General features: G+C 68.9%; 16 protein-coding genes. 7 read left to right on the forward strand and 9 right to left on the reverse strand.

What is annotated here, in order from left to right; all coding sequences use genetic code 11:
- A partial coding sequence (locus tag WA944_RS16860) for a hypothetical protein (RefSeq protein WP_526647162.1) occupies positions 1 to 406 on the reverse strand: 406 nt, incomplete at its 3' end.
- A gap of 125 nt (positions 407 to 531) precedes the next feature.
- On the opposite strand from WA944_RS16860, the gene WA944_RS16865 reads away from it, so the two are divergent.
- Genes WA944_RS16865 through rfbA form a run of 6 tightly spaced genes read left to right on the forward strand, consistent with a single transcriptional unit; the run spans position 532 to position 5,577 of the window.
- Positions 532 to 1,872 (forward strand): UDP-glucose dehydrogenase family protein, encoded by a 1,341-nt coding sequence (locus tag WA944_RS16865; RefSeq protein ID WP_526369403.1) that lies wholly within the window; start codon positions 532 to 534, stop codon positions 1,870 to 1,872.
- Positions 1,873 to 1,882: 10 nt separating this feature from the next.
- A complete protein-coding gene (locus WA944_RS16870) occupies positions 1,883 to 2,206 on the forward strand; it encodes a DUF1330 domain-containing protein (protein WP_526369405.1) in 324 nt (107 codons plus the stop codon).
- Entirely contained in the window at positions 2,206 to 3,552 is a 1,347-nt protein-coding gene (locus tag WA944_RS16875; protein ID WP_526369407.1) for a cytochrome P450, read from the forward strand. Before WA944_RS16870 ends, WA944_RS16875 begins: the two co-directional genes overlap by 1 nt.
- 1 nt (position 3,553) lies before the next feature.
- A complete protein-coding gene (locus WA944_RS16880; RefSeq protein WP_526647163.1) occupies positions 3,554 to 4,300 on the forward strand; it encodes a maleylpyruvate isomerase family mycothiol-dependent enzyme in 747 nt (248 codons plus the stop codon).
- Positions 4,301 to 4,345: 45 nt separating this feature from the next.
- Entirely contained in the window at positions 4,346 to 4,714 is a 369-nt protein-coding gene (locus WA944_RS16885) for a nuclear transport factor 2 family protein (RefSeq protein ID WP_526369222.1), read from the forward strand.
- Complete coding sequence (gene rfbA / locus WA944_RS16890) at positions 4,714 to 5,577, forward strand: glucose-1-phosphate thymidylyltransferase RfbA (protein WP_526368442.1); 864 nt, start codon at positions 4,714 to 4,716, stop codon at positions 5,575 to 5,577. The genes WA944_RS16885 and rfbA overlap by 1 nt, the downstream gene beginning before the upstream one ends.
- Positions 5,578 to 5,580: 3 nt before the next feature.
- Here the strand turns inward: rfbA and WA944_RS16895 are convergent, their stop codons facing one another.
- The 4 genes from WA944_RS16895 to WA944_RS16910 are packed head-to-tail and all read right to left on the reverse strand — an operon-like array spanning position 5,581 to position 10,462.
- Complete coding sequence (locus WA944_RS16895; RefSeq protein WP_526368438.1) at positions 5,581 to 7,683, reverse strand: xanthine dehydrogenase family protein molybdopterin-binding subunit; 2,103 nt, start codon at positions 7,681 to 7,683, stop codon at positions 5,581 to 5,583.
- The gene (locus tag WA944_RS16900; RefSeq protein ID WP_526368436.1) at positions 7,680 to 8,666 is read right to left on the reverse strand and encodes an FAD binding domain-containing protein; all 987 of its coding nucleotides are present in this window, start codon (positions 8,664 to 8,666) and stop codon (positions 7,680 to 7,682) included. Before WA944_RS16900 ends, WA944_RS16895 begins: the two co-directional genes overlap by 4 nt.
- The gene (locus WA944_RS16905; protein WP_526368434.1) at positions 8,663 to 9,184 is read right to left on the reverse strand and encodes a (2Fe-2S)-binding protein; all 522 of its coding nucleotides are present in this window, start codon (positions 9,182 to 9,184) and stop codon (positions 8,663 to 8,665) included. Before WA944_RS16905 ends, WA944_RS16900 begins: the two co-directional genes overlap by 4 nt.
- A gap of 42 nt (positions 9,185 to 9,226) precedes the next feature.
- Positions 9,227 to 10,462, reverse strand: coding sequence for a YibE/F family protein (locus WA944_RS16910; protein WP_526368432.1), 1,236 nt, complete (start codon positions 10,460 to 10,462; stop codon positions 9,227 to 9,229).
- A gap of 120 nt (positions 10,463 to 10,582) precedes the next feature.
- On the opposite strand from WA944_RS16910, the gene WA944_RS16915 reads away from it, so the two are divergent.
- The gene (locus WA944_RS16915) at positions 10,583 to 11,233 is read left to right on the forward strand and encodes a DUF4304 domain-containing protein (RefSeq protein ID WP_526368430.1); all 651 of its coding nucleotides are present in this window, start codon (positions 10,583 to 10,585) and stop codon (positions 11,231 to 11,233) included.
- Here the strand turns inward: WA944_RS16915 and WA944_RS16920 are convergent.
- From WA944_RS16920 to WA944_RS16935, 4 genes are all read right to left on the reverse strand, one after another.
- Positions 11,217 to 12,509, reverse strand: a complete 1,293-nt coding sequence (locus WA944_RS16920; RefSeq protein ID WP_526607972.1) for a pyridoxal phosphate-dependent aminotransferase — start codon at positions 12,507 to 12,509, stop codon at positions 11,217 to 11,219. The genes WA944_RS16915 and WA944_RS16920 overlap by 17 nt on opposite strands.
- Positions 12,510 to 12,543: 34 nt before the next feature.
- On the reverse strand, positions 12,544 to 15,615 hold the full coding sequence (locus WA944_RS16925; RefSeq protein WP_526647164.1) for a 4Fe-4S dicluster domain-containing protein: 3,072 nt from the start codon (positions 15,613 to 15,615) through the stop codon (positions 12,544 to 12,546).
- Between the two features lie 126 nt (positions 15,616 to 15,741).
- Positions 15,742 to 18,276 carry an isoniazid response ATPase/transcriptional regulator IniR gene (gene iniR / locus WA944_RS16930; protein ID WP_526647165.1) on the reverse strand — a complete coding sequence of 845 codons (2,535 nt, stop codon included), beginning with the start codon at positions 18,274 to 18,276 and terminating at the stop codon, positions 15,742 to 15,744.
- Positions 18,277 to 18,285: 9 nt separating this feature from the next.
- A partial coding sequence (locus WA944_RS16935) for an Hsp70 family protein (RefSeq protein WP_526647166.1) occupies positions 18,286 to 19,748 on the reverse strand: 1,463 nt, incomplete at its 5' end.

Genomic DNA, 19,748 nt, shown 5'->3' on the forward strand with positions numbered 1-19,748 from the left:
CTCCCGCCCCGGTGGCCCCGCCCCCGGTGGTCGCACCTCCCGTGGTGGTGCCGCCGCCGGTGATCGTTTTGCCGCAACGGGAATGGCCGCGGTGGCAACCGCCGTGGGAGCGGGACGCCGACGAGGACGAATCCGAGGCGCCGACGCAGACCGCGACTCCGCGGCCGACCACGCCCAGGCCGACGACGGTGGTGCCGACGACACCGCGACCGACCGTTCCGCAGGTCCCGACAGTTCCGCAGGTTCCGCAACAGTCCCAGTGGCCGTTGCCCGGTAGCGGCTCCGGCTCCAGCGGTGGTTCCGGTTCGGGATCTTCGAGCAGCAGCAGCGGCCGTGGATCCGGCGACTCGGGCTCCTCGCGTGGCGGCTCGGGTTCCTCGGGCAGTGGAGTGCCCGGCGACCTCAACGGTGACGGTTGCTTCCTGGTCTTATGCTCGTCGGACGGTGGCCGCGGCTAGCATTCACCTGCCGTTGGCCCGGCGCTCAGTGTCGCGTAGCGGTCAGCTCATCCCGGCTGCCTAGAGAGGCAGTATGCGATGCACTGTCTTCGGTACCGGCTACCTCGGAGCGACCCACGCGGTGGGGATGGCCGAGCTGGGCCATGACGTCCTCGGTGTCGACATCGACCCGGGCAAGGTCGCCAAGCTGTCCGGCGGTGACGTGCCTTTCTACGAGCCTGGTTTGCGAAAGATGCTGCAGTGCAACCTGAACGATGGTCGACTGCGTTTCACCACCGACTACGCCGAGGCTGCGGAGTTCGCCGACGTGCACTTCCTCGGGGTGGGCACCCCGCAGAAGAAGGGCGAATACGGTGCCGACCTGCGCCATGTCTACGCGGTGATCGACACCCTCGTCCCGCTGCTGCGACGCCCCGCCGTGATCGTGGGCAAGTCCACCGTGCCGGTGGGCACGGCCGCCGAACTGTGCCAGCGCGCCCGCAGCCTCGCCGGCGAGGGGGTGGGCGTCGAGGTGGCGTGGAACCCCGAGTTCCTGCGCGAGGGGTTCGCGATCCACGACACCCTGCACCCCGATCGTATTGTCCTTGGTGTGCAGCGGGATTCGGTTCTCGCCGAAGACGCGATCCGGGCGCTGTACGCATCCCTGCTCGACGACGGCGTGCCGTTTCTGCTGACCGACCTGCAGACCGCCGAGCTGGTCAAGGTGTCGGCGAATGCGTTCCTGGCGACCAAGATCTCGTTCATCAACGCGATCTCCGAGGTGTGCGAAGCCGTCGACGCCGATGTCACCCTGCTGGCCGACGCGCTCGGATACGATGCCCGCATCGGCAGGCGATTCCTCAACGCAGGACTCGGTTTCGGCGGCGGCTGCCTGCCCAAGGACATCCGCGCGTTCATGGCCCGCGCCGGCGAGCTCGGCGCCAACCATGCGCTGACGTTCCTGCGCGAAGTGGACAGCATCAACATGCGCCGCCGGGTCAAGATGGTGGAGCTGGCGACCAGGGCGTGCGGCGGTTCCCTGCTGGGGGCGAACGTCGCGGTACTCGGCGCGGCCTTCAAACCCGAATCCGACGACGTGCGTGACTCGCCGGCGCTCAACGTGGCCGGAATGCTGCAGCTCAACGGGGCCACCGTCAACGTCTACGACCCCAAGGCGATGGAGAACTCGCGGCGGGTGTTCCCCACGCTGAACTATTCGACGTCGGCGGTGGAGGCTTGCGACCGGGCGGATGCGGTGCTGGTGCTGACCGAATGGAACGAGTTCGTCGAGCTGCAACCCGAGACGCTGGCGCAGATCGTGCGCGCCAGAGTTGTTGTCGACGGCCGTAATTGCCTCGACGCCGCGCTGTGGCGGCAGGCGGGCTGGCGGGTACACGCGTTGGGCCGGGCGGAGGGGCCACCGTCGGCGGCGTAGCGTCGCGACCATGACCGTGTACGCGCTGAACCTGTTCGACATCGCCGACCGCGACGAGTACCTGGCCTATTCGAAACGTTCGCCGAAGGAGGTCGCCGAACACGGCGGCCGCGTCGTCGCTCTCGGACAGTTCCGCGAATCCGTCACCGGCGACGTCGAGCCGCGCACCGTGCTGATCCTCGTCGAGTGGGATTCCAAGGACGCCTTCGACAGCTATCGCAACGATCCCGAACTGGCGGATCTGCATGCGCACCGGGAGAACGGCTCGTCGTCCTACATCTGGCATCTCTTCGATTCCTTGGCCGATCTGCGGCCCCTGCTTAAACTCGAGTGATGGCAGTTCATCTGCAGCAGAGAATCCGCTGGCTGGCCCTGCACGGAGTGATCCGCGGGATGTCCAAGGTCGGTGTCCGCCGCACCGGGGACCCGCAGGCCCGGCTGATCTCCGACCCAGCCGTGCGCGCCGATCCCGCCGCGTTCGCCGACGAGCTGCGCGAGCGCGGCCCGATCATCAGGTGCCGTGCGGTCCTGCTGACCTTCGACCATCGGGTGGCCCACGAGCTGCTGCGTTCCGACGATTTCCGGGTGTCGTCGCTGGGTGGCGGACTGCCCCAGCCGCTGCGGTGGATCAACGACAAGACCCATCCCGGGCTGCTGCATCCGATTGAGCCACCCTCGCTGCTGTCGATCGAGCCGCCGGATCACACCCGCTGCCGCAAGCTGGTGTCCTCGGTATTCACCCCCCGGGCGGTCGCCGCGCTGCGCGACCGGGTCCAGCAGACCGCCGACCAGCTCCTCGACGATCTCGAAGCCGAGTCCCGCGGCGACGGCCGCGACGTCGTCGACATCGTCGAGCGGTACTGCTCGCAGCTGCCGGTCGCGGTGATCAGCGACATCCTCGGCGTGCCCGAGCGCGACCGACAGCACATCCTGCACTTCGGGGAGCTCGGGGCGCCCGGCCTCGACATCGGGCTGTCCTGGCGGCAGTACATGCAGGTGCACGAGGGCCTCGTCGGGTTCAACAACTGGCTGGGCGGGCATCTGCGGGAGCTGCGCCGCAACCCCGGCGACGACCTGATGAGCCAGCTCATCCAGGCCAGTGAGGACTCGGCCGAGGAGGCACGGCTCTCCGAGCGTGAACTGCAGGCCACCGCCGGACTGGTCCTGGCAGCGGGCTTCGAGACCACGGTGAACCTGCTCGGCAACGGCATCCGGATGCTGCTGGACACTCCCGGACAGCTCGAGGCACTGTCGGCCCGTCCGGAGCTGTGGCCCACCGCGGTCGAGGAGATCCTGCGGCTGGATTCTCCGGTGCAGATGAGCGCGCGCTTCGCCCGCCGGGACGTCGAGGTCGCCGGCACCGAGATCAAGCGCGGTGAGCTCGTCATCATCCACCTGGCCGGCGCCAACCGCGATCCCAAGGTGTTCGACGATCCGCACCGCTTCGACATCGAGCGCGACAACGCGGGCAAGCACCTGTCGTTCTCCGGCGGTCGGCACTTCTGCCTGGGCGCCGCGCTGGCCCGTGCCGAGGGGGAGGTGGGGCTGCGGACGTTCTTCGAGCGCTATCCCGATGCCCGCCTGGCGGGAGCAGGCAGCCGGCGCGACACCCGCGTGCTGCGCGGATGGTCAACCTTGCCGATCACCCTTGGCAAGGCGCGCGCCGCGTTAGGTTCATGAGGTGGACTTCCGAGCATCCCTGCTCGAGCAGACTCGAGCCTTCGGTGACCTGATCAGATCGGCGGATCCGGCGACGCCGGTGCCCACCTGCGGAGACTGGACACTGCGGCAGCTGTTCCGGCATGTCGGCCGCGGAAACCGTTGGGCCGCACAGATCATCAGCGACCGACACAGCCAGCCGCTGGATCCGCGCGATGTGCGCGACGGCAAGCCGCCGGACGACACCGACGCAGCGATCGACTGGCTCAACGACGGCGCGCAGCTGGTGATCGACGCCGTCGACAGGGTGGGTTCCGACGCCCGGGTGTGGACGTTCATCGGCCCCCGGCCGGCGGGATGGTGGATCCGGCGGCGGCTGCACGAGGCGACCGTGCACCGAGCGGACGCGGCGCTGGCCCTCGGCGCCGAGTTCGACCTGCCGCCGGAGCTGGCCGGCGACGCGCTCAGCGAGTGGCTGGAACGGGCGTGCGTCGACAAGCGCAACTCCGTCATGCTGGACCGCGGACAGTCCATCCACCTGCACGCCACCGAGGAGAAACTGGGCCCGACGGGGGAGTGGACCATCGTCCACGACGACGACGGCGTGTGGTGGTCGCACAGCCACAGCAAGGGAAGCGTGGCGCTGCGCGGACCCGTCACCGAACTGCTGCTGGCCACCGTGCGCCGCAAGACCGCCACCGAGGCCGGACTCGAGGTATTCGGTGACACCGCCGTCTGGGACGCCTGGCTGGACAGCACGCCGTACTGATGGTGCACTTCGTCGGAGACGAACAATTGCAGTAGTTTCGCGGACATGACCACTTCGGAGATGGCCACCGTCCTTGCCTGGCACGACGCGCTCAACGCCGGGGACTTCGACACGCTGCTGTCGCTGTCCAGCGACGACATCGAGATCGGCGACGCCGACGGCGCCGGCCAGGGGCACGCCGCCCTGACCGAATGGGCCCGCAATCTCGACGGCAAGGCCGAGCCGGGGAGGATCTACGTCCACGACGGCGTGGTCGTCGTCGAACAGCGCATCACGTCCGTGACCGGGGAAGTTGGCACCGCGGCATCAGCGTTTCGGGTGGTCGAGGACCAGGTGACGTCGGTGTTCCGGCACGACGACCTGGCCGCCGCACTGGCCGCGACCGAGCTGACCGAAGCGGATCTGACCGGCTGATGCGCGGGATCATCCTGGCCGGGGGTTCGGGTACCCGGCTGTATCCCATCACGATGGGTGTCAGCAAGCAGCTGGTGCCCGTCTACGACAAGCCGCTGATCTACTACCCGCTGTCCACGCTGATGATGGCGGGCATCCGCGACATCCTGGTGATCACCACGGTGCAGGACGCCCCGGGATTTCACCGGTTGCTCGGTGACGGTGCCGATCTCGGCATCAATCTGAGTTACGCCGTCCAGGATCAGCCGGACGGTCTCGCGCAGGCTTTCGTGATCGGCGCCGACCACATCGGAAACGACTCCGTGGCATTGGTGTTGGGGGACAACATCTTCTATGGTCCCGGCCTGGGCACGAGTCTGAGTAGGTTCCAGAACCTCAGCGGCGCAGCGATTTTCGCGTACTGGGTGGCAAACCCGGCGGCCTATGGGGTGATCGAGTTCGCTGCCGACGGCACGGCGTTGTCGCTGCAGGAGAAGCCGGCCACGCCCAAGTCGCACTACGCGGTGCCCGGTCTGTACTTCTACGACAACGACGTCGTGGACATCGCGCGGTCGCTGCGCAGGTCGGCGCGCGGCGAGTACGAGATCACCGAGATCAACCAGACCTATCTCGACGCGGGCCGGCTGTCGGTCGAGGTGCTGGCGCGTGGCACCGCCTGGCTGGACACCGGGACCTTCGACTCACTGCTCGACGCCAGCGACTACGTGCGCACCATCGAACGCAGACAGGGCCTGAAGATCAGCGTGCCCGAGGAGGTCGCGTGGCGGGTCGGCTTCATCGACGACGACGCGCTGGCCGCCAGGGCGCAGGCGCTGCTCAAGTCCGGGTACGGCGCCTACCTGCTGGAGCTGCTGGAGCGCTGATCGTCACAGCAGCCCGGCGAGAACCTTGTCCAGGGTGACCGGCAGGTCGCGGACCCGCACGCCGGTGGCGTGGTAGACGGCGTTCACGACGGCGGCGGCCGCTCCGACGATGCCGATCTCGCCGGCGCCGCGTGAGCCCATCGGATTGGAGTGCTCCTCGACCTCGTCGAGCCAGATCGCGTCGACGTCCATCACGTCGGCGTGCGCGCTGATGTGGTACTCGGCCAGGTCCTGGGTGACCACGTGGCCGAACCGCGGGTCGCGGACGCTGTCTTCGTGCAGTGCCATCGACTGGCCCATGATCATCCCGCCGATCAGCTGGGAGCGCAGGGTGCGCGCGTTGATGGCGCGGCCCACCGAGAACACGCCGAGCATGCGCGGAATCCGGACCTCGCCGGTGTCGCGGTTGACGTGCGCCTCGACGAAGTGTGCGCCGAACGACTGCACGGTGACCTCGTCGTCGCCGGGATTCTCGGGAGCCTGCGCCAGGGTCGTCGCCCCGACGGCGGGTGGGTCGCCGTGGTCGCGGCGGAACCGGCGGGCCGCGCCCACGATCGCCGACCCCCACGACGTGATGCCCGTCGAGCCCCCGGCTACCGAGGCGGGGGGCAGGTCGGTGCTGCCGATCTGCAGGTCCACCGCGGCGAGGTCACAGCCGAGCGCATCGGCAGCGATCTGCGACAGCGTCGTCCACGTGCCGGTGCCGATGTCGGCTGCCCCGATCTCGACCAGGTAGCGTCCCTCGGCGACGTAGCTGATGCGGGCGGAGTTGCCGGGCATGGCCATCCCGGGGTAGGTCGCGGCGGCGACGCCGGTGCCGGTGTACCAGTCACCGACGAGCCGTCCGGCCGGGCGCGGGTCGCGTGACGACCACGCGAACCGCTCGGCCCCGGTTCGCAGACACTCGACGAGGTGGCGGCCCGACCATGGCTTGCCGGTCTCCGGGTCGACCGCTGGTTCGTTGCGGATGCGCAGTTCGATCGGGTCGACGCCGCAGGTCACCGCGAGCTCGTCCATGGCGACCTCGGCGGCGTAGGTGCCGGGGCACTCGCCGGGCGCCCGCATCCAGAACGGTACGGGTACGTCGAGTGCGGCGAGCCGGTGTGATGTCCGACGGTTCGGGGAGGCGTACATCTTGCGTGACGTCACCGCGGTCTGCTCGGCGAATTCCTTGACAGCGGACGTCTGTTCGATCACATCGTGGACCAGCGCGGTGAGCCGGCCGCTGCGATCTGAACCCAGTCGCAGTCGCTGGATGGTCGGGGTGCGGTAGCCCACGAGGGAGAACATCTGTTGACGGGTCAGCGCCAGCTTCACCGGCCGCCCCTGTGCGCGTTGGGCGGCCATCAACGTCAGCACGTCGTGGGCATGCGGGGCACCCTTGGAGCCGAACCCGCCGCCGACGTGCGGTGCGACGACGCGCAACTGCTCGGGTTCCACACCGAAGACCGGCGCCAGGGTCTTGCGCACCACGTGCACCCCCTGCGTTGAGTCGTACATCGTCACGGTGGGCGAGCCGTCGCTGGTGCTCCATGTCGCGATGCAGGCGTGCGGCTCCATCGGGTTGTTGTGCTCGATCGGGGTGGTGTAGGTCTGGTCCACCGTGACCTCGGCGGCGGCCAGCGCCGCGTCGACATCACCGTCGTCGGAGTCCGGGGGGTACGACGGGTTGACCGACTCGGGGGTGTAGAGACCGGGGTGATCGCGTCGCAGCTCGGCGTCGTGCGGGTGTTCGATGTACTCCGTTTCGACCAGTGCGGCTGCTTCCCTGGCGATCTCGGCTGTCTCGGCCACCACACCGCCGATGAGTTGGCCTCGGAAGTGCACCCGGTTGTCCTGCAGGATCGCGAGTTCACCGTCCGAGGTATCCGCCAACTCGGGGGCGTCGAACACCGTCAGCACGTCGAGCACACCGGCGACGGTGCGGGCCGCGGTGGTGTCCATGGCGACCACCCGGCCGCGGGCAATGGTGGCCTGCACCGGATGCAGATATGCCGGGTTGTGGACCTGCTGTTCGAACGCATACGGCGCCGAACCCGTGACCTTCGCACGCCCGTCGCGCCGCGCGACTGATGCGCCGATGCTGTGGGGTTCCAGCAGTGTCATCGCAAACCCCGTTCGGTCAACATGCGAAGCTGTGCCGTCAGCGTGCGGCGGGTCAGCTCGATCTTGAACTCGTTGCCGGGCAACGCTTCCGCTGCGGTGAGCTCGGCGTCGGCGGCCGCGGTGAACACGTCCTCGGTGGCCGGCGCTCCGACCAGCACCTGTTCTGCAGCGCGGGCACGCCATGGCTTGTGTGCGACACCGCCCAGCGCGATCCGGGCCGTGGCGATGTCGTCGGCGAAACTCAACTCGGCGGCCACCGAGACCAGCGCGAACGCATAGGACGCCCGGTCGCGCACCTTGCGGTAGTCCGATACCGCGTCCGATGGTGGGGGCGGCAGCTCCACCGCGGTGATCAGCTCACCGCGGTGCAGCACGGTGTCACGTTGCGGCTCGTCACCCGGCAGTCGATGGAACTCCGCGGCCGGGATCCGGCGGGCCCCGTCGGCGCCCTCAACCACCACCACTGCGTCGAGTGCCGCCATGGCGACCGCCATGTCCGACGGATGCACGGCCACACAGTCCGGCGATGCCCCGAGGATCGCGTGGTAACGCACGTATCCGCCCAGCGCTGAGCATCCGCTGCCGGGTGTGCGCTTGTTGCACGGCGTGGTGATGTCTTGGAAGTACACACATCTCGTTCGCTGCAGCAGGTTGCCACCGGTGGTGGCCGCGTTGCGCAGCTGACCCGAGGCGCCCGAGAGCAATGCGCGGGCCAGCATCGGGTACTGGGCCCGGATGATCGGGTGGGCGGCCAGGTCGCTGTTGCGCACGTTGGCCCCGATGTGGAGCCCGCCGTCGATGAGGACGACCTCCGAGAGGTCGAGATGGCTGACGTCGACCAGCAGATCCGGTTCGGCCACACCGAGTTTCATGTGGTCGACCAGGTTGGTTCCGCCGGCGAGGTACACCGCACGGGGATGTTCGGCCATGGTCGCCACGGCGTCGGCGGGGCTGGTGGCGACGTGATAGTCGAACGGCTTCACCGACCGGCCACCCGCTCGATCGCGGCGACGATGTTCGGGTACGCTGCACACCGGCACAGGTTGCCGCTCATCCGTTCCCGGATCTCGTCGTCGGAGAGCTCGGGTGTGGCCTCGAGGTCCTCGCTCACGAAGCTCGGGGCACCCGACTTGGCTTCGTCCAACATCCCCACGGCCGAACAGATCTGACCGGGCGTGCAGTAGCCGCACTGGAACGCGTCCTCGTCGTGGAAAGCCTGGGCCATCGGGTGCAGCTCGTCGCCGTCTCCCAGCCCGGCCGCGGTGGTGATCCGTGCGCCGTCGGCGGCGACCGCGAACGTCAGGCAGCTGGTCACCCGGCGACCGTCGACCAGGATGGTGCACGATCCGCACTGGCCGTGGTCACACCCCTTCTTCGGTGCCGTGGCGCCCAGTCGTTCTCGCAGGGTGTCCAGAAGGGAGAGGCGGTTGTCGACGGTCAGCGAGTGCTGGTGACCGTCGACCTCGAGGGTCACTTCGGAGGTGTGATCGGGCTGGGTCACGGACGGCGGATACCCTCGCGGTCCACCACCAAACCAGGGTGGTCAGCGGGCCGCCTGGTTCGGCGTCGCCAGCAGCGCAGCGATGCCTGTGGTCAACGGCACCGACAGCGCCAGCGCGATCCCGCCCACCGCGGAACGGGCGATCTCGATCGCCACGCTCTCAGTGGTCAGCACGTCGCCCAGCGACCGGTTCGCGACGCTGAACAGCAGCAGCAGCGGTAGCGCGCTGCCCGCATACGCCAGCACCAGCGTGTAGACGGTGCTGGCGATGTGGTCGCGGCCCACCCGCATCGCCCCGACGAAAACCTCCCGCCGGGACGAGCCGTCGCCGAGGGCGGCCAACTCGAACGCCGTCGAGGCCTGCGTGACGGTGACGTCGTTGAGCACACCGAGGGATCCGATGATGAATCCTGCCAACAGCAGACCGGTGATCGACACGTTGCCCAGGTAGGCGGCCACCTCGTTGTTCTGGTCCTCGGACAGGCCGGTGAGGTGCGCGAAGTGAATGGCCGCCCAAGACAAGAAGGCGGCCAGCACCAGCGAGGCCAACGTCCCCAGCAGGGCGGCACTGGTCCGCAGGCTCACCCCGTGGGCCAGGTAGATGACCGCGTACAGGATCGCCGAGGACGCGACCACCGCCACCGGCACGGCGGGGGCACCGTCACGAAGCGCCGGGAGCAGGAACAACACCAGCACGCCGAAAGCGATGACGATGCCGACCAGGGCGCGCAACCCGCGCCAGCGGGCCACCGCGACGATCACCACCGCGAACACCGCAGCCAGCGCCGCCAGCGGCCACGACCGCGCGAAGTCGTAGAACGCGTAGGTGGTGGCGCCGCCCTCGTCGACCGTCCGGCTCAGGCGGACCTCGTCGCCGACGGCGAGGCTGGGCTGACCGGGCCCGCCGCTGAACTCCAGCAGCGTGTTCGCGCCCTGATTGGGGCCGGAGTCGATGGCCACCAGGTTCAGCACGCACGGCGCGCCTTCCTGCTGCACGGGGATGGGCTCGGCAGTCAGCACCGCGCCCGCCGACGGGCTGCCGCAGGGCGCGGATCTGCTGGACAGCACGTGCCCGGCCTCGGTGGTCACCGCGCCACCTGCGGCGTTCTGGAACGGCAACGGGATGTCGGCCTTCTGCCCACTGGGCCACAGCAGCGCCGCGCCGATCAGCGTCGCGACGCCGCAGGCGATCAGCAACCCGACGACGATCTTGGCGGCCAGTGGCCCGAGCGGCGACGGACCGCTCAGCGAATGCGAGTGGGAATGTGAGTGGGCCACCCCGACAGGGTAGAGGGCGATGCCGGGCGGTTCGTGATCGTCACATTGGTGCGTTGAGGGCTTCCCAGAGCGTTTTACTCTGAGCAAACCATGATTAGACGACTATCGAACCAATCGTTGTTGAAGAGGGCCTACGACTCGATGCTGGCCACGGACATTCGACCGTTTCTCGCCGAGCGCGGATTCACGATGTCGGGCAGTACATTCGGGAGAAGACGCGGCCCCCTCTACGACATGATCGGCTTTCAGCCCAACTGGCACAACGGCGTGACACCGTGGCACGCGTTCTTCGTCAACGTCGGTGTCGGATCTGTTGACGTCGATGCAGCCTGCCCGGGGCATGACCGCGGAGCTCACCCGCCGAACGGTTACCTGGTCGACCGTCGCTGGGAGTCGCTGGTGCCCGATCTGCCCTACGAGCTGCGCTTCCACTGCGACACCGATATGACGACGTTCGCTGCCGGGCTGTGTGCAGGCCTGGGTCGGATGCTCGATGTAGTCGAAAGAGTTGACTCCACCGAGGCGCTGGTGCGGCATGCGGTCAGGCACAACCTGCTGATCCAGTACGAGAAGACGTGCTGCTATCTTGCCGCGACCGACGACATCGACACGCTGACCCGTTATGTTGCGGCACTGCGGGACTGGTTCGGTCATCAGGAACGTTGGTCGATCTTCAATCGGCGTATCAGTGCGGTGACGGGATCGTGGACGTCGACGCTGCGTGAGCGGGGAATCCTCGATCAGGTCGACGAGATCACTGCCGGTAGCTGACCAGGAAGTTGCCCAGCCGTTCGATGGCGTTGGCCAGATCACGCGCCCACGGCAGCGTCACGATCCGCAGGTGATCCGGTGTCGGCCAATTGAAACCGGTGCCCTGGGTCACCAGAATCTTCTCCTGCAGCAGCAGGTCCAGAACGAGTTGCTCGTCGTCGGCGATGTCGTAGACCTCGGGGTCCAGGCGCGGGAACGCGTACAGCGCGCCTTCGGGTTTCACGCACGACACCCCGGGGATCTCGTTGAGCTGGGTCCACGCCACGTCGCGCTGCTCCAGCAGCCGACCGCCGGGCAGCACCAGGTCCTCGATGCTCTGGTGCCCGCCGAGTGCCACCTGAATAGCGTGCTGCGCAGGCACGTTCGGACACAGCCGCATGTTGGCCAGCAGGCTGATGCCTTCGATGAAGCTGGTGGCGTGTTCCTTGGGACCCGTGATGACCAGCCAGCCGGACCGGTAGCCCGCCACCCGGTAGGCCTTGGACAGTCCGTTGAACGTCAGCGTGAGGACATCGGGCGCCACGGTCGCGAGCGCGATGTGCTCGGCGTCGTCGTAGAGGATCTTGTCGTAGATCTCGTCGGCGAGCAGCATCAACTCGTGCTTGCGGGCGAGGTCCGCGATCTGGGTGAGGACTTCGCGGGTGTACACCGCGCCGGTGGGGTTGTTCGGGTTGATGACCACGATCGCCTTGGTGCGTTCGGTGATCTTGGATTCCAGGTCCGCGATGTCTGGCTGCCAGCCCTGGGTCTCGTCACACAGGTAGTGCACCGGGGTGCCGCCGGCCAGCGACGTCGATGCCGTCCACAGCGGGTAGTCCGGGGCCGGGATGAGCACCTGGTCGCCGTTGTCCAGCAGTGCCTGCAGCGTCATCGTGATCAGCTCGGAGACGCCGTTGCCGAGGTACACGTCGTCGATGTCGAAACGCGGGAACCCGTCGACGAGTTCGTAGCGGGTGAACACCGCGCGGCGCGCGCTGACGATGCCCTTGGAGTCCGAGTAGCCCTGTGCATACGGCAGCGCCGAGATGATGTCGCGCATGATCACGTCGGGCGCCTCGAACCCGAACGGCGCGGGGTTGCCGATGTTGAGCTTCAGGATGCGGTGGCCCTCGGCCTCCAGCCGCGATGCATGCTCGTGGACGGGTCCGCGGATCTCGTACAGGACGTCCTGCAGCTTGCTCGACTGCGTGAACGTGCGCGGCCGGCCGTGCTGGCCGGTTGCGTGCCACGGCAACTGATGGGTGCTCACGCAGATCAGTGTCCCACCGGCGTCCAGCGATTATCGAATCCGCGGTCGAGCGCCGAGCCGGTTACCTCTTGCCGGGACGGCGGGCACCCTTGGCGATGCCCAGCCCCTTCACTGGCGGCTCGTCCCCGACAACCCGGGCATCACCGTTGCCGGACGCCGGCGGCGTCGGCTCCGGATCCGATGCCTCGGGGGCGGGCTCCGACGTCGGCTCGGGCGCAGGCTCCGGTGCAGCCTGGGGAACAGCGGCAGGCGCCTTCTTGGCCCCCGGCCTGCGGGCGCCGGGTGCGATGCCCAGGCCCTTGACCTCGGGCTCGGATTTGGGCTCCAGGCCGCGATCGGAGTCCGCGGTGTCCGGGGCTTCCGTCCCGGCTACGGCCTTGTCCGGATCCACGTTCGGCGGCTGGACGACCGTCGGTTCCCCTTCGTTGGGCGCCACCTTCTTCGCCGGGGCCTTCTTCGCGCCCGGCCGCCGTGCCCCTGCCGCGAGGCCGAGTCCCTTGACCTCGGGCTCGGGCGTGGCCGGAGCCTCGGTCGGGGCGTCAGCGGGTGTCTCGGCGGCAGGTGCGGCCGCGGTCTTCTTCGCGCCTGGGCGCTTGGCGCCGCCGGCGATGCCGAGGCCCTTCGGCGCAGCGGCGGGTGCACTGCCGGTGGGTTCGGTGGCTTTTTTGGCGCCGGGGCGCTTGGCTGCTCCCGCGATGCCGAGGCCGGTGACGGGTTTGGTTTCCGTCGGCGGAGCCGACGATTCGGTTTTGGTGGCGGTGCCCGCCGTGGCCTCCGCCGGCGCGGACTCCTCGGCCTCGTCGGGAGCGGCGGCACGGGCCTGCGCCGCGACACGTGCCGCGCGCTCTTCGGCTTCCTTTGCCGCCGTGCCCTTTTCGGGCAGCGCGACCGCGCTCTTGTCCAGCGAACCCAGCAGCAGCTGGGCCACGTCGAGCACCTCGGCCTTCTCCACGTCGCGGCTCGCCGCGACGTCGTCGACGCCGTCGGTGATCATCACCCGGCAGAACGGGCACCCGGTGGCGATGGTGGAGGCGCCGGTGTCCATGGCCTCCTCCACACGTTCCTGGTTGACGCGCTTGCCGATGTGTTCTTCCATCCACATCCGCGCGCCGCCGGCGCCGCAGCACAGGCCGCGGTCGGCGTGCCGCGGCATCTCGGTCAGCTTCGCGCCCGACGCCCCGATCAGTTCGCGCGGCGCCGAGTACTCCTTGTTGTGCCGGCCCAGATAGCACGGATCGTGATAGGTGATGTCGGCACCACCGCCGTCGCCGTCGACGGATTTGACCGGGACCAGTTTCTTGTCGCGGACCAGTCGGTTGAGCAGCTGGGTGTGGTGCAGCACCGTGTAGTTTCCACCGACCTGTGGGTACTCCCGGCCGAGGGTGTTGAAGCAGTGCGGGCAGGTGACCACGACCTTGCGGTCTACCCGCTCGACGCCCTCGAACAGTCCGTTGAGCGTCTCCACGTTCTGCGCGGCGAGCTGCTGGAACAGGAATTCGTTGCCGGAGCGGCGAGCGGAGTCGCCGTTGCAGGTCTCACCTTCGCCGAGCACCAGATACTTCACGCCGGCGGTCGCCAGCAGCTCGGCCACCGCCTTGGTGGTCTTCTTGGCCCGGTCCTCGAACGAGCCCGCGCAGCCCACCCAGAACAGGTACTCGTAGCCCTCGAACGATTCGACGTCCTTGCCGAACACCGGCACGTCGAAGTCGACCTCGTCGATCCAGTTGGTGCGGTCCTTGGCGTTCTGACCCCACGGATTGCCCTTGGTTTCCAGGTTCTTGAACAGCACACCGAGTTCGCCGGGGAACTCCGACTCCATCATCACCTGGTAGCGGCGCATGTCGACGATGTGGTCGATGTGCTCGATGTCCACCGGGCACTGCTCGACGCAGGCACCGCAGGTGGTGCACGACCACAGCACATCGGGATCGATGACGCCGCCCTCTTCGAGGGTGCCGACCAGCGGGCGGGTCGCCTGCAGCGGGGAATCGGCGGGGATTCGTTCGAAGCCGGACTCCGGAACATGGTCGTGCGAGTGCTTCTCATCGTGCTTCTCGCCGCGGATCTCCTCGCCGAGACCACCTTCCGGGGTGTTCTCCAGCGGGCTTTCCTTGCCGTCGAGGAAGTAGGGCGCCTTGGCGAACATGTGGTCGCGCAGGTTCATGATCACGAGCTTGGGAGACAGCGGCTTGCCGGTGTTCCACGCCGGGCACTGCGACTGACAACGCCCGCACTCGGTGCAGGTGGTCATGTCGAGGAAGCCCTTCCAGGTGAAGTCCTCGATCTTTCCGCGGCCCAGCACCGCATCCTCGGCGGGATCCTCGAAGTCGACGATCTCTCCGTTGGACTCCACCGGCAGCAGCGGGCCCATGCCGTTCGGCAGCCGCTTGAACGTGACGTTGATCGGGGCCAGGCCGATGTGCAGGTGCTTGGAGTGCAGCACGATCAGGGCGAAGCCGAGGGCCACCGCGATGTGGGCCAGCAGCGCCAGCGTCTCGATCCAGGAGTTGGCGGTGTAGCCGAGGGGCGACATCAACCAGCCCATCAGCTGCGAGAAGAATGCGCCGTTGCCGTACGGCAACACATCGGTGTTGACGGCGGCACCGCGGACCAGGGCATAGGTCCAGATGACATTGAAGATCATGAACAGGATCAGCCAGGCGCCGCCGGTGTGCGAACCGTAGAACCGGGAGTCACGGCCGTGCTTCTTCGGCTCTCGGACGATGCGGATGATCGCGAACGTGATGATGCCGAGCAGCACCGCGACGGCGAAGAAGTCCTGCAGGAAGCCGAGTGCGTCCCAGCGGCCGATGACCGGGATGTGGAAGTCGTGGTCGACGAGCAGGCCGAAGGCTTCGATGTACACGGTCAGCAGGATGAAGAAGCCCCACATCGTGAAGAAGTGCGCGATGCCGGCGGTGTTCCACTTCAGCAACCGGGTCTGACCGAACACCTCCTCGATCTGGGTGGTGATGCGCTTCTGCAGGTGGTCCTTGCGATTGTTGGATTCGCTCATCGGCTGGCCGGACCGGATCAGCTTCGTCAACCACAGCACCCGCTTGGCGGCGAACACACCGATGACGGCGATCATCAGGACCCCGGCCACGATCCTTATCAGCATCTGCGTTTCCACGCGCGTCCTCCGGTGATGAGGTTACTGGCAGGTAACTTAGTCCAGGTTACCGACGAGTAACTTTTGCTCGGTGCCTGCTCATAGTTACATCCTGCCGGGAAAGGGCGCTACGAAGGCTGTCCTAACTCACTCCGGCGCCGGGGAGTCCAACAACGCGCGCAGCATCGACAGCATCTCCGAGCGGGACTCCGCGCCGAGCCGCCTGCGGATGCGGGCGACGTGATGTTCGACGGTCTTCGCCGAGATGAACAGCTGCGCGCCGATATCGCGGTAGGGCATGCCGTTGAGCAACAGCTCGGCGACCTCGCGTTCCCGGTCCGACAGGTGGGCCGCCGCACGCGCCGGCCCGGCAGCCGGGGGCGCACCGCGGTCGTCGGCTGCCGGTTCCGGGCTCGCGACGGTCTGCTTCAGATCGCGGGCCAGCTGCAGCATCGTCTGCGACACCCGCGGATCGGTGGTCTGCAGTGCGGCCTGACTCACCAGCCGGGTCGCGTCCCAGGTATGACCGAACTGGGCCAGCGCGCGTGCGGCGGCGCTCACCTCGTCGGCCTCGACCTGGTTGGCCAGCACGCGCAGCCAGGTCCGACCGGCGGTGGCCAGCGCCTTGGCGAAATAGGTGTGCGGTGCGGCCGCCGTCAACGCCTGGCCGTGCGGGGCGACGGCGTCCGGCGAGTTGGCGAGGATGCCGGCGTGCACCCCGGCCCAGTGCAGCGGCACCGACCACAGCACCGGATCACCCATCCCGGCGAGCAGTGCGAAACCTTCGTCCAGGGCGTGCTGCAGCTGGTCGACCTGCCGCATCCGGGCGGCCGCGACCCACAGTTCGCCCAGCGGCAGCAGCGCGAACAGGTCGGCCGAATACTCGGCCAGCACCTCCATCGCCGAGTACCAGTGCTTCTGCATGGCGCCGCTGTCACCGCTTCGCCGGGCGATGGCGGTCTGCAGCGCGCTCGCCCACAGGGCATCCCGCCGGTGCAGTGTCGAGTACTCGGTGGTCGGAACGGCGGCAGCGGCAGCCTGGAGCTGCCCGTCCTGCATGTACGCCCACCCCAGCAGCAGCCGGTGCCGGTGAGTGACAAAAATCGCATCGGTGTGACCGGTCTGATCGCCGCCGTGGGAGTGGCGGACGGCGCGGGTGATCACGCTGCGGGCGCGCACCGGGTCGCCGCCGTGCAGCGCAGCCAACGTGACGAGGGCGGCCGGGGTGTCGGGGACGACGTGGGTCTGGCCGCCGGATGCGCCGTAGTCGGCGTCGACGGCCTGGCTCAACCGTGCCACCGCGACGGGGTAGGGCTGATCGAGTGTCATCACCAGACCGTCGGTGATACTGCGTGCGGACCGTGCCGTGGACGTCGGGGGACCGGAGGTCGGCGTCTCCGCGACCGCCCTGGCCGCGGTCGCGTCCCCGGCAGCCAAAGCCGCGATGGTAGCCGCGGCGCCGACGACGGCATCCGGAGCGGGTCCGAGCCAGCGGAACAGGTCGTTGGCTTGCGCGGCGCTGCCGTCGTGCAGCGCAATGCTTGCCGCGATCCGCACCGCGGCGGCCCGATCACCCAGATCCGGCGAGTCGAACAGCTCGTCGGCCAGCCGACCCGCCGTCACGCAGTCCCCGGTGAGGGCAAGCGCGTCGGCGAGTCGGGCGCTGAGCGCAGTGGCCCCGGCGTCGGCGGCTGCCCGGTACAGCTGTGCGGCGCGTGCCGGGTTTCCGGGGCTGCGCGCGGCGAGGTCGGTCAGCGCGGTGGCCAACCGCTCGTCGCGAACCCCGTGCTCGGCGATCCGCAACGCCAGCTCGGCGGTCAAGGTCGACAACTCGAGCTGCGAGCACAGCACCGACACCTCGATATCGTGATGCCTTGCCGCACCGACGATCTGGGCGATGCCGTCGTGCAGCGTCCGCAGGAAACCCGGATGGTGTGACGGTTCGAGCAACCCGGTGGCGCGGGCCCGGTCCACCGCCGTCAGTGCTGCGTCCGACGGCATCCGCAGCGCGGCGGCGACGTCGTCGGGTCCGAGGTCGAAGCTCAGCGACGACACGAGCAGCGTGTCGAGCAGGCGTTCGTCGAGGCGGCGGAGCCGTTCGATCAGCGCGAAGCGGGCGGCCTGCCGCACAGCGGGTGCGCCGTCGACGGCTGAGGCGAGCGCGGGACCGAGAAGAAACGGCAGCCCGGCCGTCGCCGACATGACCGCGCGGACCAGTTCCACCGCGGGCGGGGCGCCGAGAATCGACGCGGCGCTTCGGCCCACCTCGGCCGGGGACAGCGGTCCGAGGACGACAGCGGGATTCTCCCGTTCGAGTGCCGTCGCGAGCCTGCGCAGCGCCGAATGATGAGCGAGCGGTTCGGCAGCGACCACCACCGTGGTGGCGGGGTCGGCGACCAACTCGGTGAGCCGGTCGAGGTCGTCGGCGCCGAGCAGGTGCGCATCGTCGATGACGACCGCGGAATCCGCCGCGTCGTCAAGTCGCAGCGGCCGGGACAACACCGGCCGGCCGGACGCCCGCAATGACCCGCGCACCGCCGCCATCACCGTCGACTTCCCGGTGCCGACACCACCGGTCACGAGCAACTTGGCGGGAGATCGCGGGTCGGCGTCCACGGCCGCGAAGGCCTCACGTGAAGCCGGGGGGAGATCAGCCGGCCGACGCGGCGCCGGACTCGTCATCGGCGCAGATCACGCACCGTCGTCGGGAACGATGACCGTCGTGGTGATCGGATCCGGCGGGTCCACCGTGGTCGGCGGGGGCGCCGTCGTGGTCGGCGGCGGTGCTGTGGTGGTCGGCGGCTGCGTCGTCGTCGGACGGGTCGTCGTGGTCCGCGTCGTCGTCGTCGTGGTGGGGGCCGTCGTGGTGGTCGTCGTCGTGGTCGGCTGTGTGGTCGTGGTGGTGGCCGCGGTGGTGGTCGTGGACGTCGGTGTCACCGGTGGCGGCTGGCTGACCGTGGTGGTCGCCTGACCGTCGGGTCCGACGGTGACGGTGGTGACCGGGTCGGGGGTCACCGGTGCAGCAGGTTCCCCTGGGCCCGGCGTGGCGGTCTCGGTGACCGGGACCGGTTCACCGGTGGAGCTGGTCAACGTCACGGCGAGACCGCCGAGTGCGAGCAGCGCCGCCGCGGCCGCCGCACCGAACAACACCGGCGGACGCTTGTACCAGGGCAACGGTGGCGGCTCGTCGCCCAGATCGGGGTCGTATCCGTCACCGGGGCCGAACGCCACCGGTGGCCGTGCGCCGGTCGCGCCCGCGTCGCCGTACGCCGCCGACGTGGCGTAATCGTCGCCGGTGTAGGGCAGCGGATCCCCGGCCGATTCGTCGTCCTGCGACCACGCCAGAGCGCGGAAGGTCGCCGATGCGGCGCCGTCGTCGGCCGCTTGTCCTGCCGCCAGCCCGGCCGCACCTGCCGCCCATGCCGCCGGTCCCATGGCCGTCGGAACGTCGGCGGCAGAAGCCAGGCCGGTCGGTGCGTCGGCCTCCAGGCTCCGGTTGGCCACCAGCGCCGCACCGGCGGCGACATTGAGCTGTGACTCCGGGGTGGTGACGACGGGGGCGCGTAGGTGCTCGGACAGCCGCTGCGTCACCAGCGGGATGGCGGCACCGCCGCCCACGGTGGCCACCGCCGACACGTCGGCGATCTGAATCTGGTTGCGCTGCAACGTATCTTCGACCGAGTTCAGCAGCCCGCCGAGTGGTTCGGCGATCACCTGCTCGAACTCGGGCCGGGTTACCCGCAGGTCGGAGCGGAATCCGGGCAGGTCGGCCGGCACCACGGTGGCGGTCTCGGCGGAGAGGCGTTCCTTGGCCTTGCGGCACTCGTCGCGCAGCCGGGAGAGCGCCCCGACCGCGGCGGTGCCTGCGGGATCGGCCTTGTTCGCGTCGGCGATCCCTGCCAGGACATGGTTGAGCAGCGCCTGGTCCATGCCGTCGCCCGAGAGTTCCGGGTAGCGGACGGTCTGTCCGATGGCGTCGAGGTTCGCCCCGGCGTCGGCCAACGTGATGCTGGATCCGCTGCCGCCGAGGTCGACCAGCACGACGACGCCCCGGTCCGGCAACCCCGGCGCGGCCTGCAGCGCCGCCAGTGCGGCCGTCGAATCGGGGATCAGCGCGGCAGGTACGCCGTCGGGTGCCAAGCTCGGCTTCGCAC

Source organism: Mycobacterium sp. (genome assembly GCF_049683355.1).
In the GTDB taxonomy this organism is placed as follows: domain Bacteria; phylum Actinomycetota; class Actinomycetes; order Mycobacteriales; family Mycobacteriaceae; genus Mycobacterium.

Excerpts from the sequence above, each read along its gene's own strand:
- WA944_RS16865 (WP_526369403.1), top strand. The coding sequence starts at position 532 with ATGCGATGCACTGTCTTCGGTACCGGCTACCTCGGAGCGACCCACGCG.
- WA944_RS16870 (WP_526369405.1), top strand. The coding sequence starts at position 1,883 with ATGACCGTGTACGCGCTGAACCTGTTCGACATCGCCGACCGCGACGAG.
- WA944_RS16875 (WP_526369407.1), top strand. The coding sequence starts at position 2,206 with ATGGCAGTTCATCTGCAGCAGAGAATCCGCTGGCTGGCCCTGCACGGA.
- WA944_RS16885 (WP_526369222.1), top strand. The coding sequence starts at position 4,346 with ATGACCACTTCGGAGATGGCCACCGTCCTTGCCTGGCACGACGCGCTC.
- rfbA (WP_526368442.1), top strand. The coding sequence starts at position 4,714 with ATGCGCGGGATCATCCTGGCCGGGGGTTCGGGTACCCGGCTGTATCCC.
- WA944_RS16895 (WP_526368438.1), bottom strand. The coding sequence starts at position 7,683 with ATGACACTGCTGGAACCCCACAGCATCGGCGCATCAGTCGCGCGGCGC.
- iniR (WP_526647165.1), bottom strand. The coding sequence starts at position 18,276 with ATGACGAGTCCGGCGCCGCGTCGGCCGGCTGATCTCCCCCCGGCTTCA.